This window comes from Gilliamella sp. B3783 (genome assembly GCF_026536125.1).
In the GTDB taxonomy this organism is placed as follows: Bacteria; Pseudomonadota; Gammaproteobacteria; order Enterobacterales; family Orbaceae; genus Gilliamella.
This window is the reverse complement of the sequence record NZ_JAFNOU010000001.1, coordinates 165144-184935: the sequence shown is the minus strand read 5'-3', so window position 1 is coordinate 184935 and position 19792 is coordinate 165144. Positions and strand designations below refer to the sequence as shown.

Sequence of the window (19792 nt, the reverse complement as noted above, 5' to 3'; positions counted from 1 at the left end):
GCTTACATATCTTAGCTAAAATATTAGAAGGTTCAGGTGTCACAGATAATGTTTTCCCTCAATTAAAAGGTTTGAATCGGGGAAAATACCGAACTTTTGAGAAGCGAGTAAGAAGATATATTGAAAAAAATGGAACGGTAGATATAGAATGGAATTTTATTTATGACAAAGGTAGTACTAGTCCAAAAATACAATATTCTGTTTCTCAAAATGGGAAAAATGTGTTAAGCGAAGTATTTGATAATTAGGTAAATAAAATGAGTTTAGAAAATGCAGAAAATATTTTAAAAAATTTTATTATTGCAATGAATAATTGGGAGAAACATTATTATCCACTTGTAAAAAATGGTTCATCCGAAGAAGTTCGCTTAAATATGATTGATGATTTGAATTGTATATTTAATAAATATTGTACAAAGAAAGAGCGAAAATATGGACGGCAAGTTTCATTGGGCTGTGGTAATCCGCCTGAATATTCGCCAGATGAAAAATTTTTAAAAACCGAAGAATTGAAAAATAATAAAATAGTAATATATACTCAAGAACAAAATGGCGTAAAAGATCAATTTCGATATACTTTGCATTTTAAAAATCATGAATGGCGGATTGATAAAAAAGAAGTTTACGATGACATAGATAATAAATGGGAAAAATATACTCTTTAATCTTTCTTAATTATTATCAATTCAACCAAGTATTTTTGTTAAACTAAAGAATTCAAGTGAAAAAATTAACGTTTAATTTCCTTGATAATGTTAACATTGTCGACTTTACCGCAGGCAACATAGCCGAAATTACTTACCATTTCTGACGTTATGCTATCAGTACAGCAACTCGGGTAACCGCATCGCCACCACTTTGCCGGACGGGCGAACCCTCAACAGCCTGTATTACGGGTCCGGCCACCTGTACCGCGAAGTCCTACGCAGTCAGGGGCAACTGAACACCGAATTCAAATACGGCCGCAACAGCCGCCTACAACGTAAACAAACTCGGCGTGGCCACAACACCATCCTGTCCGACATCCTTACCGACCGCCGCTACCAGTACGACAACCTCGACCGGCTGGTGAGTAAAAAACATACCCGGCAAGGACAGACCGATTACCACTCTGACCGCACCGGCCGCATCGAAAACTGTTGCACCAAGACAGAAAAAGCGAAAATCAGAACCTAATACGTTGCAGACAGTTACATAACTTATGTGGACTGCAATATACCTACGACGCACACGACCGTACCCTTAGCAAACAGATTGCAAAGGTACACAGTACGACAGCTACGATGCCTTAGGCCGACGTATCGAAAAGCACCAGATAGACCGAGCGGGCAAAGCCTGCAACCGTACCCACTTTCTGTGGGACGGGTTAATAATGATTCAAGAAACTCGTACCGATAGAAGTAAAAGCGTCTACGAACCCTTAGCTAGTGTAGAGACCACCACCGGTACAGAACATAAGTGCTGTACTACCACACCGATGTCAACGGTGCCCCAGAAGAACTTACTGATGAAACCGATCATATTGTATGGTCATGCAGCTATCAGCTGCGGGGCAACACCATACAAGAAATCGAACACAGCCAGATACAACATCACCTAAGGTATTGGGACAGTATTTAGACAAATAAATTTGCCTACATTACAATATTTTAAGGTACAGCGACGTGATATAGGTAGATTCACGCAGCTGGACCCGATTGGGCTATTGGGTGGGTTTAATTAGTATCAGTATGCGCCTAATGGGTTGATATGGATCGAACCGTGGAACTGGAGCTGTAAACCTTCCGAAGGATTCAAACGTAAAAAAACGGATCTAAATGTTGGTTAAATCGTTTGCAAGTAAAAAGCCAGAAGAAGTTTATGATTACTTTATATCGAAGGGGAGGAAGGTAACGAAATCATAAGCAAAAAATCCGTACGCTATTCAATATACAGTTTATGTTAAAACAACTAAATCTGGTACAACATATAAATTGGATTATCATACAGGTGGTTCTGCATCTCAACCTAATATACACAGTAATGATTATTGGAAAGTCTATAAATCAACAGGCAAAGGGCCAGATGAGGTTTTAGGTAGAATTGGCCATTGGGAATTTAAAAACTATGATCGTATTCAAGATTCACCTGTCTATATTAACGGAATGCTTATGAATGGAAAATGAAAAATGATTGATTTTAATGCAGATATAGTTAGCTATAAATCTTTAGGAAATATTGAATTGGAACGCCATATAGATTTTTATTTAGATGAAATATACAAAAATTTTACGGTCGAAGTAAAAGAATATATGACCCCTTACCCTTTTAATGAAAAAATGTATGCCTATTTTTTAGAGGCTGGGACAATAATAATTTCTACTAATTCTGAAGGTGACATTATTGCTGTAGGATGTAATGAACATTATCAAGGGAAATACAAGAAAAAATTGTATGCGGGGATTACGATGAAAGAGCTTATCTTGTTAACAAAAAGTCAGCGCATTCTAAATGGTACACTTATTGTTGACGAAGATTACGGTATATCTTTTACACTTCCTTCACCATATGATGAAATGGCTGATTATATTGAATATATTCCTTTAGATTTAAAACTGAATGAGATTTTTGTTTCTGATGATTCTTTTTGGGAACCAAAAGAAAAATAATATTTATTTGAAATAATAATGTAATTTATTTCAAAAAATTAATCTACTCTAGATTGATTAGCACAAATTTTGACGTTATTGTAACACCTAGAATGAGACTTCCAACGGCACCCTGTACTCGATTATGACGTCTAACACCGCCTAATCGACGCCGTATCGAAAAACACCGACTGGGCAAAGCTAGCAACCGTCTTTTGATGCCGCTAGGAAAACTGATGCAAAATATGGAACTAATATTGAAAGTGCTGTTAGGGAGAATATAGATAATAATAGATATGAGGAAATTAAATGAAGCGTGAACAACTTTATCACCTATATTATTCAGGAATGGACACTGTCGATATCGTTCCCGAATGGGAGCGTAAAAACAAAGAGCAATTTTGTCATTATTGCCATACACTAAAACTACCTCACGGTGGTATGGATGTGATTACGGATGGGAAAATCAGGAAAAATCTAGATATGCCCATGGTAGGTCATCTTCTGATACCTAGTAGTATGTCGCTGCGCTTATTTAGTTTGCTGGGTGAAGAGGCTGAAAAACATTTAAATATAGGTTCTATTTATAATAAAGTGGAAAGTGAAAAGCATAAACAGCCATTTATAACTTTTATTAGTAAATATGATTACGTTGTACTTAGAGGTGAAAAACCATATATTTTTGATGGACAGCCTATTCCTGAAAATGAGCGTCTTTTTGTCTGCCCTGACTGCCATTTTCACTCAAGAAGAGAAAGAGCGCCGTGGTTTTTACTTGAGAGCGAATATCCACCATACCCAATATGCTGTACGGAATTGGGTTTACTTTTATATGAAAGTATTTATGAAAGGCTGAAAAATATCAAATTAGTTGGGGTATGTGTAGAGAAAGTTAAAGTTAAATAGCAAGATACTTATGCTATTGAAAACGCTTTCCAACAACAAAACCAGTAGCGACACTGAAAATTGAGGAGCATTATACAAAAACAGGAAAAATTCCAGTTTGCAATCAAAACAGTGATAAATCGAAAGGACGATGTAAATGAAGATTGATTTTTTATTCTTGTGGGCTGAAGTTGGCGTTTATTATGAAATTACTAATACGGTTTTAAATCCGTGGAGATCAAATCTCAATAAATTAAACAAAACGCTTCCACATTATGACAAATTGTTTAAAACAACAGATTATGATTTAGTTTTTACTATCTCTGCTACACAAGAACACAAAAATTTAGTCTACGGTCCTTTAACCTTATCAAAACGAAAAGAGGTGCATTTCTCAATTTTTATACCTTATAAAACGTTTAGTTGTTATACGCAACAAATGTTCTATGTTCTTGATACCATCGCAGAGGGAATGATTTTTGTATTCAATAAATATAAAGTGGATCCTTCAGGGATAAAAGAAGTGTTTGAAACATTAAAAACATTGATTGCAAAGGATCCAGAAAGATATCAAAAATGGCTAAAAGATCTCGAGGATTGATAACTTAAAAACTAATAGTGCCTAAGGCGTTATTGCCAGAGTTGGAAAAAAAATATATAGCTATTAATTGTGCGGCAAACCGATACAAGAAATAGAATATAGCCAGATATAACAGAATTTAAGGTATTAGGGACAGTATTTAGGCAAAAAAGTAGAAGAAGCCGGTCTGGTTGCATTTGATTTTTCAAAAGAAATAGAACTTTCATAAAAATAAATAATGCTAATCAAGTACGGTTAAAATCTTGTTGGTACTAGACTATATTATTATGAATAGAGAAAGTTTTACTATTGATGAAAAAAAATATCCAATTGGTTGGAGATTCAACTCTACAGAATGCATATTATCTTCTGAAGAAAAAAAGAGGATAATTTTTCTTGATGAAGATGAATCTAGTCGATTTTGGGATATGATATTCCCATTTGATCACTTAATGAAAATGCCACCAATGTTTTGTTCAGTGACAGAAAAAATCGATTTAGATTTTAAAAATTCCAAACAATCTTCGTTTTTTTTCGAAAACAAACTAGCAGGTCATTCATCTGTTTTTTTCTTCTGGGGGAAAATAGCAAGTGCGATTGTGCCTGTGGATATTTTTATAAAATCATGGAATGATTTTTTTTATCCCTGTGACGAAACAAGTATTCTATTTATCGCCTCTAAAAATAGAATGATCTTTTCTTATAACGAAACGTTTTTTTACGCTGATATATTGAGTAATTTAAATTCACAAATAATAGATGGATGAATATGCATGACTTAAGGTTATTGTTTTTAAACGGATTATTTTATCTGCTTGATAATAATTATACTGCGTCAAACGTGGCGAATTATGCTTTTGAATTCTATTTAGATCATCGTATTACTGATGCAAAACTAGCCTATGTTATCGATTATTTAAGCGGCATTGATGCCTTATTAGCAATGATAACAAGAACAGAAGTCGAAGACGATTATGATCCAGATGAAGATGATTACAATAACCCTAACATTCCTTTTCCAGATGATACCTTAGATTCTTTCATAAAATATCCTAAACGAATTTCAATAATTCCTGAAAACAGGCTGGCTATTTATTTAAAAAAAATGGAACTTTCTGAAAAAGGGCGTGAAGTACTAACTAAATTACGTGAACAAGATTTAATAAAATAAAAAAATATTCATTACCAAAATAGTCAATATGTAAATTGTTTAAAACTGATTTTATAGCTGATATCTTTGCTTTTTCATTTATAGCAGAAAAGTGTTCAGCGTAAGATGTCATTCAAATCGTGATGCCATTTTGTCTGTTTGTTACAGTGTCACGATACAACTATTCGATTGAATAAAAACTTATTAAGCAAAGTAACGCAGCAGTAGGGTTAATTAACCTGGGGAAAAGCCAAGATAATACCCACCCAACGCTATGGATTTATCATTAGGTGAAAGGGATGTTTGACAAAAATAATTTTTATGAATGCGAAAAGAAGATAACTATTGATAACCTAACAGAATGTGAAAATAAGTTAGGTATTCAATTACCGTCATCCTTAAAACAGCTGTATCTTACTTGCAATGGCGGCCTTGTATATAAAAGTGTGTATAAGGTAGGTGAGCCAGCTTATATTGTTGAAATTTCAAATTTTATTCCAATAAAATATAATCAAGCATTTAAAAATGATCCCAAATTTGTAATAGAGGGAATTGCATTACAACATTGGAATGAAGACAAATTACCTAAGTTTCTACTACCATTTGCTCGCAGTTACCAGAATGGATTTTTATGTATAAATATTGATACTGGTGCTATATATCAATACCTAAGATCAGTTTGGGATACAACGCTTAGTAAAGAACAAAATTTCGAAAAAAATAGTATTTATTTATCTGAATCTTTAGAATATTTCTTAGGTTGTCTGACCGCAGATGAAGAAGATAACGATTACGCTATCGAATATGAAGATATCAAACCCCGTAAAAGTAACCAATTTTATCATTCTGAAAAATCAATTGATACCAGTGATATTGCTGAGATTGAAAGTGTCTTAAAAATTAAAATCCCCGAACAATTAAAAGCGTTTCTATTAAAACAGAATGGTGGGATGCCCGAAAATAATACTTGGATCGATCCACAAGGCGAATATGATTATGTCACAATTCATGAATTAGTTCCGATAAAATATTATGCAACTTTAAATGATAATAAAGCCTATTTGATGGATCATATTGCCCAACAATTTTGGAATAGAGAATTATTGTCGAAACAATTATTGCCGTTTGCCAACGACGCAGGTGGTAACTATTTTTGTATTAATTTCAACAATGGAAAAATATACTATTGCACTTTCGATACATGGTCTGACAATCTATCTGTATCTGATAATCAAAGTAAAAGTACACTTTTCCTGTGTAACAGCTTTAATGAATTTATGTCTAAATTAATTTGTGATAAGGATCTGGAAGATTTTTAAAAACATCTGATGACTAATAGTACTGCGCAAGATTAATACCGATAACGCATTTAACATAGAAATTGCTTTTGTAATATCGTACACGATAAAATAATACACAATATATTGTGTATTAAGCGTATTGATTATGATTGATTTTTCTTATTTATCCGATTTCGATGGCAATAAACCATTGTTCATTTTACATGATAATATCATTAAAAAATTAGAAAATTCATTTTGCTATTTAAAAGAAAAAACTGGGATTTCTATTGACCCATATGGTAAAACCAGAATTTATCCCGATCATCAAAAAATACTTATTAGCTATTTAGCAAAGAGTAAAGACAGCGACATTATCAACTTTATTAATTTTCTTGTTAAAGCTAGCAATGAAAATGAAATTATCATCGCAGAGGGTGATTAAAAAAAACAGGTCGAGTATTATTCAATACTTGAATTGAAAACAAATACACCATGTAAGTTATAAAAATAGCGGCTAAAGAATGATTGATAAACAGCCATTATTTGAAAATTATTAGATGGTTAAAGGTATTGGGATAAAAAATGTTAGAAATTAATGCATTTGAAAGATTATTAGACATATTAAAAAAACATGATGATGGTCAGTACTTAGCTAAAAGCCCAAAAGAGGTGGATTCATCCTATTTACATAACAATCAATGTTTAATCGAGTTTTACCGTCAATTTGAGCTACAACAGCTTGTTATAGAGACGGGTATGTCTTCTTTATCGTTTATTGACTATTTAAATTTAGAACAACGAAACACCAATTACTCTTTTTCGAATTTAAAAAAGCAAGATTATATTGTTTTTTTAGAACAGAACGGAGGAGGTGAACCTATTTTATTTAATTTTCAAGAAGATAACAATAACCCCTCTATTTTTGCTGCATATGACGTTTTAGAACCGTTCAAAATCGCCGATAATTTTCTTCAATTTATACAAGCATTAACCGTAATTGTTGATATTGTCTATAACCAATATAATATTTATGAAATATATACAAATGATGATTGTGATGAAATAAAACCTGAATTTTTACCCAAAATAAAAATGACGCTTTCTCCGATTTTAGGTGAAAACATTGATCGTTTTATGCAATATTTTTATGGTTAATAAGTTTGCCTAAAATGCAATTATTAGTTAACTAAAAATTAATAATTTTTCAAATAGAGTGATGACTACCCCATTCAAAATAAGTGCAAAAATACAATACTTTGTTTTCAAAAATAGGTGAAAGAGTTAAGTGGAGTCTATTATTATCAACCCAAGCCACCATCTTTATTAAACTTAAGAATTTAAGCGGAAGAAGAAATTCAAGAGGCTACAGGGATATTCAATAAAATGTACATAAATATAATGCCAAGATAGGTTGTCAATAATGAATAAAGAATGGAGCCCAATGTTTCAAATTGAGATAATGGATATTATTGATAGTTTACAAATTAACAAGTTGCGTGTTGGATCACCAGATTCTCTTATCGATGAAACATTGGGTAAACCAGAACTACCAAAAGCAAAATTAAATAAAAAATCTAAAATATACAACTATTTGTATGGTAATGTCAGCATTTTATCTGAAAATAACATTGTAATAAATATAAGTATTGATATGCATGGTATTAGAAAAAAGATAGTGACGCTAGGTAGCGTAAATGACTGGACACTAGATAAATGGCTCGAACTATCTAAATTAAAAAAATGGAATATAAATAAATTTTGCGATGTTGTTAATCTAGAAGGAAAAGGCTTGATTATTTCTTTATCATTGGAAGGTAAATTAACGATGCTCACACTTAATTAAACAGTTTAAAAATAGATTATAAAGATCACAAAAATAGCATAAAATATATACCATGCCGATGGTTTGGTGGCAGCAAAAAATAACGTATCGTTAATAATGATTGGAGATAATAAATGAAAACTATTATGGGTATTGATGGATTATTAGTTCTTTATAAAGAGCGTCCAGAATTATTTGGTTTTTTATATACAAGTACTAAAAAAAGCTATGAAAAACAAAATATAAGAAATGGAACTTTTTATCTTCCTGAAAACGATGAAGAAGAAGAGGAACTGAGTGAGTTATGTGATGAATATCCTGATAAGTATCAAGATTGGATAGAATATCAAACTTTTTTAGATATTATTGAGTATAAATTAGACCATCATCCTAATGCTACAAAAGAGGATATATTAGATGCTCTTGTTTATTATCTTGAAAATGATGCTTTTTTAGATTAATAAAATGAAGGATGTCGTTGGACTTACCATTTTAAATACGTAACATTATTTACAATATTAAAGATTTTATTACTGAATTTATTCATTTAATAAGCTATCTTTTATTTATATGTTGACTTCAAGCATAAATAAATAGTTGTTACAAAGTGGTTTATTTATCAATATTATTTTGTTTATGAAAAAGCAAATCATATGGAAAAGTTTTTAACATTACTGAATAAGAAAAAAATAGAATTTGTTTTACAAGACAATAAAATAACTGTATTTCAAGATTTAAATTTAAGAAATAGTGGGATTTCAGTTTTACCAGACTATTTAACAGTGCATGGCAATCTAATTTTAACTTATACAAGAATTAGAGCATTACCAAAAAACTTTTTAGTTACTGGCGATTTAGATTTAAGTAATACAGAAATCAAAATATTACCAGAAGAACTACACGTAAAGGGTTGTGTTTATTTAACCAATACCGAACTCAGTGCATTACCCTCAAAATTTTTTACTGATGGAAGCCTAAATCTAGCAAATACAGAATTAACTACTTTACCAAAAAATTTAAATGTAAAAGGTGATTTAAATTTAACAATGACAAAAATCAAAGTATTGCCTGAAAAATTTTTTGTTGGAGGTAGTTTATATTTAGGTTTTACTGAATTAAAAACATTACCTGAAAACCTTTCTATTAAAGGCAATTTGGATTTGAAATTTTCAAATATCGAGACTTTACCTGAAAATCTATCCGTTGAGGGTAATTTAAATATTGAATCCACTAAAATTCGTGTATTACCTAAAAGTTTATATGTTAAATCAGGCATATATTTGGATGTAAATGAAATACAGAATATTGTTTATTTTCAAATGCCTGAAGATAACCTCCAATTATTTTTTGTTTGTTGGGTTAACGGCGGAATTTCAATTCAAACTAAGGATTTTTGGGGTACAATGGCTCAGTTTGAACAAATGTTAGATAAAAATTATTCTGAAAAGAAAGCTGTAAAATATAAAGAAATTGCAAACAAATGCATGAAAGAATTGATGAATAAGTTAAACAATATATAGTTTTTATTAAATCAGTCTTATTATAGCAATAAATACATAAAAATTATTTCACAGCTATAGTAACCGCGCCGTCGACTTTAACCTTAAACAGCCAGACCCATTTGGGTTACTAACTGGGTTTAACCTCAATTAGTATCATCTTAACTTCATGATATGGATTGAACCATGTGTATTTAAACATTAAACGTAAGGATAGATAGTGATGAGTAACGTTTCAGTTGAAAAAATCATTGCGGCTATAGAGCAGGGTAAGGTTAGAGGTTTTGATGAAATAAAAGAGATAGACGGTGAGCGATTTTTTTTTCAATATGCACTTAAAAAGGAAAATGGTTTATATAATGCCTATATTTTTCATATCATGGAAAAGAAAATGGAAATTATAGAAGATTATGGGGTAGAAGACATTAAGCAATTTACAAATATATCAGATGCGCTAAATTATTTTAAATCATTGGATATAAATGTACAAAAATTCTCTGGTATAAAGGGTGTGTTACCAATTTGAATGATATCGAAATTAATATCTCATCAGCTTTTATTTATGGATGATATTTTTGGAGTTAAAATGTTTACATCAAAATACAGTGTTCCAAATGATATTGATAAACGTATTACAAAGTTAAATTTAAATACAAAAATAAATCATGCCTATATCGAATTTCTAAAACAATATAATGTGATCATTTTAAATGATGAAGCTGAAATAGACTATTGTATTAATTGCGATGGCGAAGCGTTACCCTTAGAGGTTATTTTTGGTTTTTCAAAAAAAGATACAGAAGATTTACTGGCAATCAATGATAGCTATTTAGATCGCATTCCAGAAAATTATTTAGCGATAGCTAGCCTTAATTATGGTGACCTACTTTGTTTAAGCCCGAAGGGTAAAATTTATCACTGGGATCACGAAGTTAATGATCTATATTTTGATATGAAAGGGGGGTATTTAGAACAAAATACAAACTTAAAATTGGTCGCCAACGACATTGATGCCTTATTAGCAATGATAACAAGAACAGAAGTCGAAGACGATTATGATCCAGATGAAGATGATTACAATAACCCTAACATTCCTTTTCCAGATGATACCTTAGATTCTTTTATAGAATATCCTAAACGAATTTCAATAATTCCTGAAAACAGGCTGGCTATTTATTTAAAAAAAATGGAACTTTCTGAAAAAGGGCGTGAAGTACTAACTAAATTACGAGAGCAGGGGGTAATAATCTAATAGATAAATTCAAATCAAACAGAAGTAACTATTATATTATCTAAAGGTGAAAAAGGACTTATGGAAATTGCTGCGCACAGTGGTAAAGGCGTTAGGTTTGGAGGCTATATACGATGTCTAAAGAATTGAGAACCCAATTTGAAAAAGAATTACAAATTTTCTTAAAAGATAAATTAAAATCATATCCTTATATTAAAGTTAATAGGAATAAAATTATTTTAGACAATAAAAAGGGAGCTGAAGCAAATATATTTTTTGAATATATGAATAGTGGCCACCAATATATATTCTATATGCATGTATATTCAGCTGAAATCAAACATTTTATTAATAACATCTCACCTCCTTATCCTTCAAATTTACATAATGAGATTATGGTCTATAGTTCACATTATTTTGGGGAAAAAAAATCTGATACAATCTTATTACCCAAAACAGAAAGCGGGAAAAAAAATATTTTTGATGCAATACTTAAAATATTGGATACTATCTATCTTGAAAGAGCCTATAATTTAATTGAAATAAATAAAAATTTGATTAATGATATTATTTATGACCCAAAATCATACGCTTATCCATTTTTAATAATTCTATATACTATACAAAAAAATAATATCCCCTACAAAGATATTGATTTGGAATATTTATTGAGTGAGGAAATGCTAGGATATATCAATGATAAGGATTTAAAAATTGCATTTAATAAAGAAATAATTGATTATCCTTTATATAATATTCCTATGTTGCTTACTAAAAATAAAAGCAAAAAACTTCAAGATGCTGTCATTGAAACTGCCACAGCTTTATTCGGTTTTTTAAAAAAACAAAAATTATTAATCGATTTGGAGCCCTTTGATGAGCAAGGAAAATTAAAAACCGACACAGTGATTAAAAGGGAAAATGTAACGCCAGAAGGCCTAGCATTATTTAATACAGCTGTAGAGGGATGGCTTAAATATTTAAATAGAAGTCAAGCTGCTAACAAATATGAAAATCTTAGTCGTCTTGAAAATGGCTTGGCTGAAATCAGAGAAAGTAAAAAATAATTAATTTTAAATAGGGTATTTTTATAGTCGGTATTGGATTGAGTCCGAACGGCTCATTTAGCATGCTTATTACCTCAGTTTTCTGCCAGATCGGATTGGGCTTTTGGGTGGTGTTAACTTGTATCAGTATGTGCCTAAAGCAAGTATAAAAAATTTTATAAAAAGATATAATGAAAAACAGTATCAGGAAATCATTTTGAAAGTGCAAGAGCATTATTAGTGAGAAATATTTGAACGTTAACAATCACCCCTCCTAAAATCCCCAATAATCCCCTTAAAGAATTAATAGCTAAAAATAAAAAATGTATCCTGAATAAAACAAGGTAAAACATAATAGTAAAAAAGGATGTTAAATGAAAATTTTAAAAAATGATGAATTAGTAGTTAAGTCACTTTTATCTGAATTACTTGATGAAGGGCTTCAATATTATAAAGTAAACTTAAGTGACTCAAGTCAACCAATAAATGAAGCAGATCCTTTTTCAAGATTAAGAAGTATAGTCGTCGGATTATCAAACAACGACCAAGAAACGATTTTTAATTTTTTACGCATAGTAATGGTAGACACAATGTCAACAATTTTTGGAACAATAGATGGCTCACATTTTCCTCCTAATATTAATGGTGATTTTGTCTTAACCTATAATGGCGAAGAAATACAAGGTACGTTGCAAGATGAGTTAATCGGAAAAGCAGAAGAATTAGGTATATATGAGTAAGATTAAAAGCCTTATTGAGAAATTGCATAATGAAGCTGAAGATGAAGTATATTGGCTAGGTTCTTGTGATGAATCTCAAATTAAAATACTTGAAAATAAATTAAAATTGTCATTACCAGCCGAGTTGAAAGAATTTATTTTATTAGTTGGTGGCGGCGGTATTGTAGAAGAAGAGATATCAGGCATAGTGAATAATGATGCATTAACAGAGTCTGAAGGTAGTATTTATTATGATACCTGTCAATGTCGAAATGAATACTCCTTACCTATGAATCTAGCGGTTATCTATTTTAAGGATGACGAAGTATGTTGGTGTGTTGATTGTAGAAAAGATACTTTTGGACAAATTATTAATTATGATCTTTTTTCAAAAAAAATATTAAATGTTCTTGCTCCATCGTTTGAATCTTTTTTTGAAGAATATGTAAATCTACGGACGTAAATATTGAATGAAAATTTTTATAACTGACTAAAAATGATTCAGGAAATTCGTACCAATAGAAGCACGCCAGTTGATGTTAGTGGTTATGACTGGTGTATTCAAAATAAAGAGTAAATCAAATAGACTAAATGAAAAAAAGTAATGACATCATTTATATGGGTTTTTCATGGACATGAAGCTGATTTTTGCTCAGGTGTGTATAGCGAGTTAGAACAGGCAGAAAACTTTATTAAAAAAAATCTTTTAAGTGGCGTTTTAACAAAAATGCCTCTAAATAAAAGTGTCTATGAATGGACGACAGAAAACGGTTTTTTTGAACCCAAAACGGATTATCAGCATAGCAGTAAATTTATTCAAAAATTTACTAGTGCTTATTTGGAACACTATCATTATCAAGATGGTGAGAGAATTTCATATTAAATTAATGGATAAATTAAATAAAGCTACTTCAAAATCGCAAGCTATAATAGACAGTATGCATAGTAAACATATGAAAGCTAAACCCAATTGTCTATAAATAAGGAATATTAGTGATGAGTCATTTAAATTCGGATAAAGTTACTATCCACCTGTGGATAGGTAATAATTTTTCTTCAGATGAAGAATACAAAAATTATTTTCACCAATTTGAAGGAATACAAAAAGATTACCTAAATCTTAAACCAAGCTGTCCGTTTTGTGCAGATATTGGAAATATTGCATACATGACAGAAAATCTAATCATGTTAGAAAAATTTTCTTCCCCTAAAGATATGGATTTTGTTATCAATAAAGTCGAAGTAAATGAAAATGAAAAGAAAAAAATAATAGAAAAATGCAATGAATTAGGCATTAAATCGGCAAATGCAGTATTTTGGTATGTTAATAACGATCCAATATTGGAATTAGAGGTAAAAGAACCTTATAAAGAAAATTACAATGGATTAAAATATATAGGTGAATTTGAAGCTGACTCTAAATATCCCATCATTGAACAAGATGATCTTACAAAAAATTGGCATCTATGGATAGGTACGAATACTATGCCAACTAGAGAATATAATAAATATTTTAAATTGGACTATAAGCATGATATTGATAGTCCTAAATATGTAATCTGTGGTTTTTGTAAAGACACGGGTAATGATTGGTATGATGAAGACTTTATCGGTTATCCTAAACCGTTAAAAAAAAGCGTCAAAATTGATAAACTGATTGATGAATTTGTTACATCAGATTTAGATTGCATACAACAAATTGAAACAAAATGCCATCAATTAGGTATAGAACAAGCTAATGCTGTAGTTTGGTATATAGCAGATGATGAATTAAGTGAATTCAATATCCAAAAACCTCTTAAAGAAAATTATAATGGACTAAAGTATATTGGGATTTTTAGATTTTAATTGGTTAATACTAAAACTATGTCATCAGCGGCAGAATCGAAAACTGCCGCAACTGACCTACTGGATAAAAGCGCAACGAAGACAGCAGTACCCGAAAACCAAAACGTGGTAGGCTTTAACCAACAACTTGATTTACACTGCCTCCAATACACCTACGACAGCAAACAAACTGCCAGTGGTACCCGTAGTATAGCTATGAAAAGTTAATATAGGAAAATTTGGCTCAACTAAACAAAAGCCTATAGGAATGACAACTGTAGATGGAAAAAATGGATCTCATATAATGTGTTTAGTGAAAAAGATAAAGGTGAACACTTTTTATTTGATGCCACTGAATCCGCAGTAAACAAACTTCAAAATCTATTTGTGCATCCATCTCAATCACGGAAAAATTTATGACACTTGATGATGAAATCAAAATACATCTCACTCAATTATTCGATCAACCAAAACTAATAGATAATTGGGGAGAGATTGCAGATAAATTATCAGATTCTTTTGATTGGAAAGGAACAAAGATTGATTGGACAAAAACTATTAACTATAAAAGCAGTCGACTATTTGGAAACTATTCTAACTGGTTATTCCTGATAAAAAATTTTTTATATAACAATGATATATTTGTTGAAATAAAAAAAAGTAGCGTAATTTATTATATCAATGATTCGTCTTTGAATTTTGCAGTGCAGTTAACAAATCAGCAATTTGAGCGTTTTCTTGCATTTGCTATTAAAAATATCCCTCAACATCATTATTTTTTTGATTCATCCAATAAATGGTGTCTTGTTATAAGTTCGGAAGGGTATATTGATTTTGGACTAGCCCAGAAAAATTGATAATTATAAAAAATAGACTATATTTTAATACTCACCTTGATGGTATAAGGCCGGCGAGATATGCTGAAGTTATGGATTTAAATAAACACGCTAAGATAACATAGATTAAAGCAATCAACGTTAGAAAACTATACTAGAGCAGTATAGGAGATAATTTTTTATGAATCGTGTAAAGATTGTATGGCTTCCAGAGTCTAAAGGAGGCAGAAAAACAATTCCACCTGCGGGAAAATACTATGCCGTATCTCGTTTTAAAGAGGATAAAGAATGGCCGAATAATGCATGGAGCGTAGTATTTGAGATAGGTGAGTGCGAAATTAAAAATAATGAGATATGCTCTTTAGGAGCGGTAAGATTTTTAATGGACACAGCACCAGAAAGCCGCTTGGAATCACAAAATAAATTCGAAATTTATGAGGGTCCCCAAAAAGTTGCATATGTGTATTTAATACACAATTAGTTTCAATTTATATAAATATAAGCTATAAAATTAAACTCTTTATTAGTCTAGAATTGTAAAAGAGATTTGTTAATTTTAATTTAACTTTAAATTTTGTTTCTATGACCTCACCGGCAGAATCGAAAATTGCCGCAATCACGCCGACAGGGAAACCCTGCAATACAATGCCGTAACCAACCGACTGGATAAAAGACACAAAGAGGACTGTAGTATCCAAAATCAAAACTTGTTACGCTTTAACCAACAGCTTGATTTACACTGCCTCCAATACACCTATGGAGCAAACAGCTCTCCCCACAGCAAACAGACTGCCAGCGGTACCCAGTACTATCGCTATGAGCCGAACACGCCTAACAAAAATACAACAGAACTTAAGCTCTCAAGCACAATATTTAGACAAATAAATTAGCTTACATTACAATACCTTAAGGTACTGCGACCCAGATATAGGTAGATTTACACAGCCGGTCTCGATTGGGTTGTTGGGTGGGTTTAATTTGTATCAATATGCGCCTAATGGGGGGATGTGGATTGATACAGTCGGTTTAAAATGTATCCTAAAAAATTTATTGAATTATTTAACTCCCTCCCTTTGGAATATGCTGGAAAAAAATAAAATGTATGAATTGAATAAAATTCAAAATGCTATTAAAGAATGTATTAAATTGCAAGATAGTATGCTTGATAACATTTTTTTATTAGTAAATTCCCCTAAATCTGTAGAATTAATTAGAAAAGATTTAACAGGAGTAGTAAACCCTTTATTATTACATGTAATTAAGCAACTACCAGAAGAAATGAAGGTTAACTTATTGCCAAATATCATAGAAGTAATGAAAAATTTAGATGGAAATACCAAATTATGTCAAGATATTATCCTATCTATAGATAAAAATTGGTTAAAAAAAAATATTTGGTTATACACTAAAGATGCAATTGATGATCAAGATTATCAAAATATTGGAATATTTATCTATTTGTTTAAATCTATCAGTGAAGAATTATCTAATAAACTTGCTCTTTTGGCATTAAAGAGTAATGTTGAAGATGTTCGTGAAATAGGCGAAATGTATTTTGATAAAATGGCTGTGTATTGTGAAGATGATGGTATAGCTGTAGATATAATTTTAAGTTGTTTTGGATCACAAAAAATTTCAGTTGTTTATTTAGAGTCTGAAGAATGTGATGAAAAAATGAAAACAGATATAAATTTTATTATATCTCACCAAATTGAGCTTCTTCATTTAATTGAGCAGGCAACAGCTTCATACATTGATAAAGTTTACAAAAAAAAATTAGATAAACTGACATTAATAAAAATTTATTTATTTCCCGATGTTGAATATCAATATGGTTTTTTATTTGATTGGTTAGGTGATATAGAGCATGGAATAGGGGTTAAAATTAAAAATTTAAAAGTAGAAGATATAGGTGGAGCTGAAATAGCATTTCTCTAAAAATATAATATTTATTTGTATAATCAAACTAAGCTGATACTAGAACGACTACCCCGACCGACTGGTCAGTAAAAAAACAAAGCTTTAGCCTGATTAGAAAAAGGTTCTAAAACTCAGAAAGTTAATATAAAAAATTTGGCTCAACTAAAAAAAAGTTTGTAGGAATGACTACTACAGATAGAAAAATGCGATTTAGCATTAAGTACGATAATCAATGGAAAAGGGTTGGTTAATGGGAAAAAAACCGATGAAATCAACAAAAAGCTGTTAGTTTATTAACAATATATTATTGAATAGAAAATGTTGAATAAAAATAAATTTTTTAAATGCGAAAAACAATTAACTAATGATAATTTAACTGAATGTGAAAATAAATTAGGTATTAAAATTCCTTCATCCTTAAAACAGCTTTATTTAACTTGCAATGGAGGAAATATTTACCAAAATGTTTGTATAATTGATCGTTTTCCATATAATTTCAAAATTTCTTGCAATTAAATATAATTAAGCATTCAAAAATGACCCTGATTTCTTACTAGAAGGAATTGTATTAGAACATTGGAATGAAAATAAATTACCGAAAACTTTGCTACCTTTTGCACTGGATTATGGTGATGGATTTTATGTATAAATATTGATACTAGTGCTATATATCAATACATTAGATTTGCTTGGGATACTACGCTTAGTAAAGAACAAAATTTTGAAAAAAATAGTATTTATTTGATTCATTGGGAAAATTCTTGGATTGTTTAACTGAAGATGAAGAAAACAAAGATTGCGTTATAGAATATGAAGATATTAAACCTCGTAAAAGCAACAAATTTTACGATTCTCAAAAATCAGTTAACATAAATGATATAAGTGAAATTGAAAATAGTTTAAAAATAAAAATTCCAGAACAATTAAAAGAATTTTTATTAAAACATAATGGTGGTATGCCTGAAAATAATACATGGTTCGATCCTAAACATGAATATGTCACAATCCATGAGTTGACTCCAATTAAACATTATAAAAAATTTAATAATAATAAAAACTATTTGATGGACACAATAGCTAGAAATTTATGGGATAGAAATTTATTGGCCAAAAATTTACTACCTTTTGCTAGGGATGCTGGTGGTAATTATTTTTGTATTAATATCAACAATGGAAAAATTTACTATTGCACTTTCGATACATGGTCTGACAATCTATCGGTATCTGATAATCAGAGTAAAAGTACACTTTTCCTATGTAATAGCTTTAATGAATTTATGTCTAAATTAGTTTGTGAAGATGACTTATGAATTTTTTAATATAATTGTATTACTTTTTGTTTCATCTAATAGTTAACTTATATCGATAACAAAGCTTATACACAATACGAAGTTTTACATAGTCAGCTACAATAATTCAGCCATACTCGCAATAGCCAACCGCAAAGCAAACAGACTACCAGCGGTACCCAGCATTATCGCTATTATGCCGGAAACCACCTAACCAAAATACAATAGAACCTAAGATCTCAAGGGCAATATTTAGACAAATAAATTAGCCTACATTACAATATTTTAAGGTACAGCGACCTGATATAGGCAGATTTACACAACCGGACTCGATTGGGCTCTTGGCTGGGTTTAATTTGTATCAGTATGCGCCTAATGGGTTGATATGGATTGATCCATTAGGCTTTTGTTGTGGCCTAATGGTAAAGAAAATTAAGGATTTATTGGCACCACCATCAGGACTCTGGATATATGCAGCTGATTTCACCGTTTACATAATGCAATATGATATTCAGGTGGCATTTTAATAAGTAAAAGGTAATTTATGGTTATGATCATTTGTTCTAAAAAACCGGCAGTATTACAAGATATCTCTGATTTTGAGAAAAAAATACAAAGTATTTTACCAAACGATTATAAAGATTTTTTGATAAAGTTTAATGGAGGAAGACCTTTCCCGGCTTCTTTTAAATTTTTTTCAGATAGAACTGACGCATCTTCTGTTGACCAATTTCTTAGCTTAGGGAAAGAAAAAAATAGCAACCTTGAAAAGTATTATTTTAATTATAAAAATAGGATTCCATCAGGTTTTATTCCCATTGCCCATGATGCAGGAGGTAACCTTGTTATTATGAAACTAAAAAATGAAGAAAACCAGATCTATTTTTGGGATCATGAGCTTGAAGCTGATGAGGGAGAAAATCCTAATATGGAAAATGTCTATTTAGTTTGTAAATCATTTTCTGATTTTATAAACAACCTTTTTGATGAAGAAATTTAGATAATCCTAAAGGAAATGGTGGACGTTATCTCTGGCGAGTCAGCAAAGAAGACCGACGTGGAAGATTAAATGTATTAA

29 protein-coding genes and 1 pseudogene are annotated in these 19792 nt (G+C 30.7%); all 30 read left to right on the top strand.

Translation table 11 applies throughout. The features are described 5' to 3' along the window. Positions 1–8: 8 nt before the first annotated feature. The 30 genes and pseudogenes from J3U59_RS11985 (at position 9) to J3U59_RS00755 (ending at position 19714) form a co-directional block, all read left to right on the top strand. Positions 9–248: a DNA/RNA non-specific endonuclease gene (locus J3U59_RS11985; RefSeq protein WP_416379624.1), complete on the top strand. Its 240-nt coding sequence runs from the start codon at positions 9–11 to the stop codon at positions 246–248. A gap of 9 nt (positions 249–257) precedes the next feature. Beyond that, positions 258–665 (top strand): NTF2 fold immunity protein, encoded by a 408-nt coding sequence (locus J3U59_RS00880; protein ID WP_100151982.1) that lies wholly within the window; start codon positions 258–260, stop codon positions 663–665. A 193-nt stretch (positions 666–858) separates the two neighbouring features. Next, positions 859–1176, top strand: a complete 318-nt coding sequence (locus J3U59_RS00875; RefSeq protein ID WP_267332742.1) for a hypothetical protein — start codon at positions 859–861, stop codon at positions 1174–1176. Between the two features lie 282 nt (positions 1177–1458). Beyond that, positions 1459–1620 carry an RHS domain-containing protein gene (locus J3U59_RS11980; RefSeq protein ID WP_416379531.1) on the top strand — a complete coding sequence of 54 codons (162 nt, stop codon included), beginning with the start codon at positions 1459–1461 and terminating at the stop codon, positions 1618–1620. 548 nt (positions 1621–2168) lie between these two features. Continuing rightward, positions 2169–2648, top strand: a complete 480-nt coding sequence (locus J3U59_RS00870; protein WP_267332743.1) for a hypothetical protein — start codon at positions 2169–2171, stop codon at positions 2646–2648. Between the two features lie 288 nt (positions 2649–2936). Continuing rightward, positions 2937–3533 (top strand): hypothetical protein, encoded by a 597-nt coding sequence (locus J3U59_RS00865; RefSeq protein ID WP_267332744.1) that lies wholly within the window; start codon positions 2937–2939, stop codon positions 3531–3533. Positions 3534–3669: 136 nt separating this feature from the next. Continuing rightward, positions 3670–4113, top strand: coding sequence for a hypothetical protein (locus J3U59_RS00860; RefSeq protein ID WP_267332745.1), 444 nt, complete (start codon positions 3670–3672; stop codon positions 4111–4113). A gap of 266 nt (positions 4114–4379) precedes the next feature. Further along, a complete protein-coding gene (locus J3U59_RS00855; RefSeq protein ID WP_267332746.1) occupies positions 4380–4859 on the top strand; it encodes a hypothetical protein in 480 nt (159 codons plus the stop codon). A gap of 2 nt (positions 4860–4861) precedes the next feature. Next, on the top strand, positions 4862–5263 hold the full coding sequence (locus J3U59_RS00850; protein ID WP_267332747.1) for a hypothetical protein: 402 nt from the start codon (positions 4862–4864) through the stop codon (positions 5261–5263). Positions 5264–5541: 278 nt separating this feature from the next. Next, a complete protein-coding gene (locus J3U59_RS00845; RefSeq protein WP_267332748.1) occupies positions 5542–6561 on the top strand; it encodes an SMI1/KNR4 family protein in 1020 nt (339 codons plus the stop codon). Positions 6562–6688: 127 nt separating this feature from the next. Beyond that, entirely contained in the window at positions 6689–6967 is a 279-nt protein-coding gene (locus J3U59_RS00840; RefSeq protein WP_267332749.1) for a hypothetical protein, read from the top strand. 140 nt (positions 6968–7107) lie between these two features. After that, complete coding sequence (locus tag J3U59_RS00835; protein WP_267332750.1) at positions 7108–7680, top strand: SMI1/KNR4 family protein; 573 nt, start codon at positions 7108–7110, stop codon at positions 7678–7680. A gap of 265 nt (positions 7681–7945) precedes the next feature. Next, the gene (locus J3U59_RS00830) at positions 7946–8368 is read left to right on the top strand and encodes a hypothetical protein (protein WP_267332751.1); all 423 of its coding nucleotides are present in this window, start codon (positions 7946–7948) and stop codon (positions 8366–8368) included. A 113-nt stretch (positions 8369–8481) separates the two neighbouring features. Next, positions 8482–8808 (top strand): DUF7716 domain-containing protein, encoded by a 327-nt coding sequence (locus J3U59_RS00825; protein ID WP_065632880.1) that lies wholly within the window; start codon positions 8482–8484, stop codon positions 8806–8808. A 192-nt stretch (positions 8809–9000) separates the two neighbouring features. Further along, positions 9001–9867, top strand: coding sequence for a hypothetical protein (locus tag J3U59_RS00820; protein ID WP_267332752.1), 867 nt, complete (start codon positions 9001–9003; stop codon positions 9865–9867). 202 nt (positions 9868–10069) lie between these two features. Continuing rightward, a complete protein-coding gene (locus J3U59_RS00815) occupies positions 10070–10372 on the top strand; it encodes a hypothetical protein (protein WP_065632882.1) in 303 nt (100 codons plus the stop codon). Between the two features lie 60 nt (positions 10373–10432). Further along, positions 10433–11098, top strand: coding sequence for an SMI1/KNR4 family protein (locus J3U59_RS00810; protein WP_267332753.1), 666 nt, complete (start codon positions 10433–10435; stop codon positions 11096–11098). Between the two features lie 113 nt (positions 11099–11211). Then, positions 11212–12144, top strand: coding sequence for a hypothetical protein (locus J3U59_RS00805; RefSeq protein ID WP_267332754.1), 933 nt, complete (start codon positions 11212–11214; stop codon positions 12142–12144). A 353-nt stretch (positions 12145–12497) separates the two neighbouring features. After that, complete coding sequence (locus J3U59_RS00800; protein ID WP_267332755.1) at positions 12498–12863, top strand: hypothetical protein; 366 nt, start codon at positions 12498–12500, stop codon at positions 12861–12863. Continuing rightward, on the top strand, positions 12856–13305 hold the full coding sequence (locus tag J3U59_RS00795) for an SMI1/KNR4 family protein (protein ID WP_267332756.1): 450 nt from the start codon (positions 12856–12858) through the stop codon (positions 13303–13305). Before J3U59_RS00800 ends, J3U59_RS00795 begins: the two co-directional genes overlap by 8 nt. Positions 13306–13446: 141 nt before the next feature. Beyond that, positions 13447–13725 carry a DUF7710 domain-containing protein gene (locus J3U59_RS00790; RefSeq protein ID WP_267332757.1) on the top strand — a complete coding sequence of 93 codons (279 nt, stop codon included), beginning with the start codon at positions 13447–13449 and terminating at the stop codon, positions 13723–13725. A gap of 113 nt (positions 13726–13838) precedes the next feature. After that, on the top strand, positions 13839–14690 hold the full coding sequence (locus tag J3U59_RS00785) for an immunity 22 family protein (RefSeq protein WP_267332758.1): 852 nt from the start codon (positions 13839–13841) through the stop codon (positions 14688–14690). Then, a complete protein-coding gene (locus J3U59_RS00780) occupies positions 14691–14897 on the top strand; it encodes a hypothetical protein (RefSeq protein ID WP_065632887.1) in 207 nt (68 codons plus the stop codon). Between the two features lie 188 nt (positions 14898–15085). Further along, positions 15086–15526, top strand: a complete 441-nt coding sequence (locus J3U59_RS00775; RefSeq protein ID WP_267332759.1) for a hypothetical protein — start codon at positions 15086–15088, stop codon at positions 15524–15526. Positions 15527–15686: 160 nt separating this feature from the next. Beyond that, positions 15687–15986 carry a hypothetical protein gene (locus J3U59_RS00770; protein ID WP_267332760.1) on the top strand — a complete coding sequence of 100 codons (300 nt, stop codon included), beginning with the start codon at positions 15687–15689 and terminating at the stop codon, positions 15984–15986. A gap of 362 nt (positions 15987–16348) precedes the next feature. After that, positions 16349–16540, top strand: a pseudogene (locus J3U59_RS11975) (RHS repeat-associated core domain-containing protein); the annotation flags it as partial. A 1203-nt stretch (positions 16541–17743) separates the two neighbouring features. Further along, entirely contained in the window at positions 17744–17941 is a 198-nt protein-coding gene (locus tag J3U59_RS11970; protein ID WP_416379532.1) for an SMI1/KNR4 family protein, read from the top strand. 245 nt (positions 17942–18186) lie between these two features. Further along, positions 18187–18735 (top strand): SMI1/KNR4 family protein, encoded by a 549-nt coding sequence (locus J3U59_RS00760; protein ID WP_267332761.1) that lies wholly within the window; start codon positions 18187–18189, stop codon positions 18733–18735. 284 nt (positions 18736–19019) lie between these two features. Next, on the top strand, positions 19020–19241 hold the full coding sequence (locus J3U59_RS11965; protein WP_416379546.1) for an RHS repeat domain-containing protein: 222 nt from the start codon (positions 19020–19022) through the stop codon (positions 19239–19241). 23 nt (positions 19242–19264) lie between these two features. Beyond that, positions 19265–19714 (top strand): SMI1/KNR4 family protein, encoded by a 450-nt coding sequence (locus tag J3U59_RS00755; RefSeq protein WP_267346532.1) that lies wholly within the window; start codon positions 19265–19267, stop codon positions 19712–19714. Positions 19715–19792 lie beyond the last annotated feature (78 nt).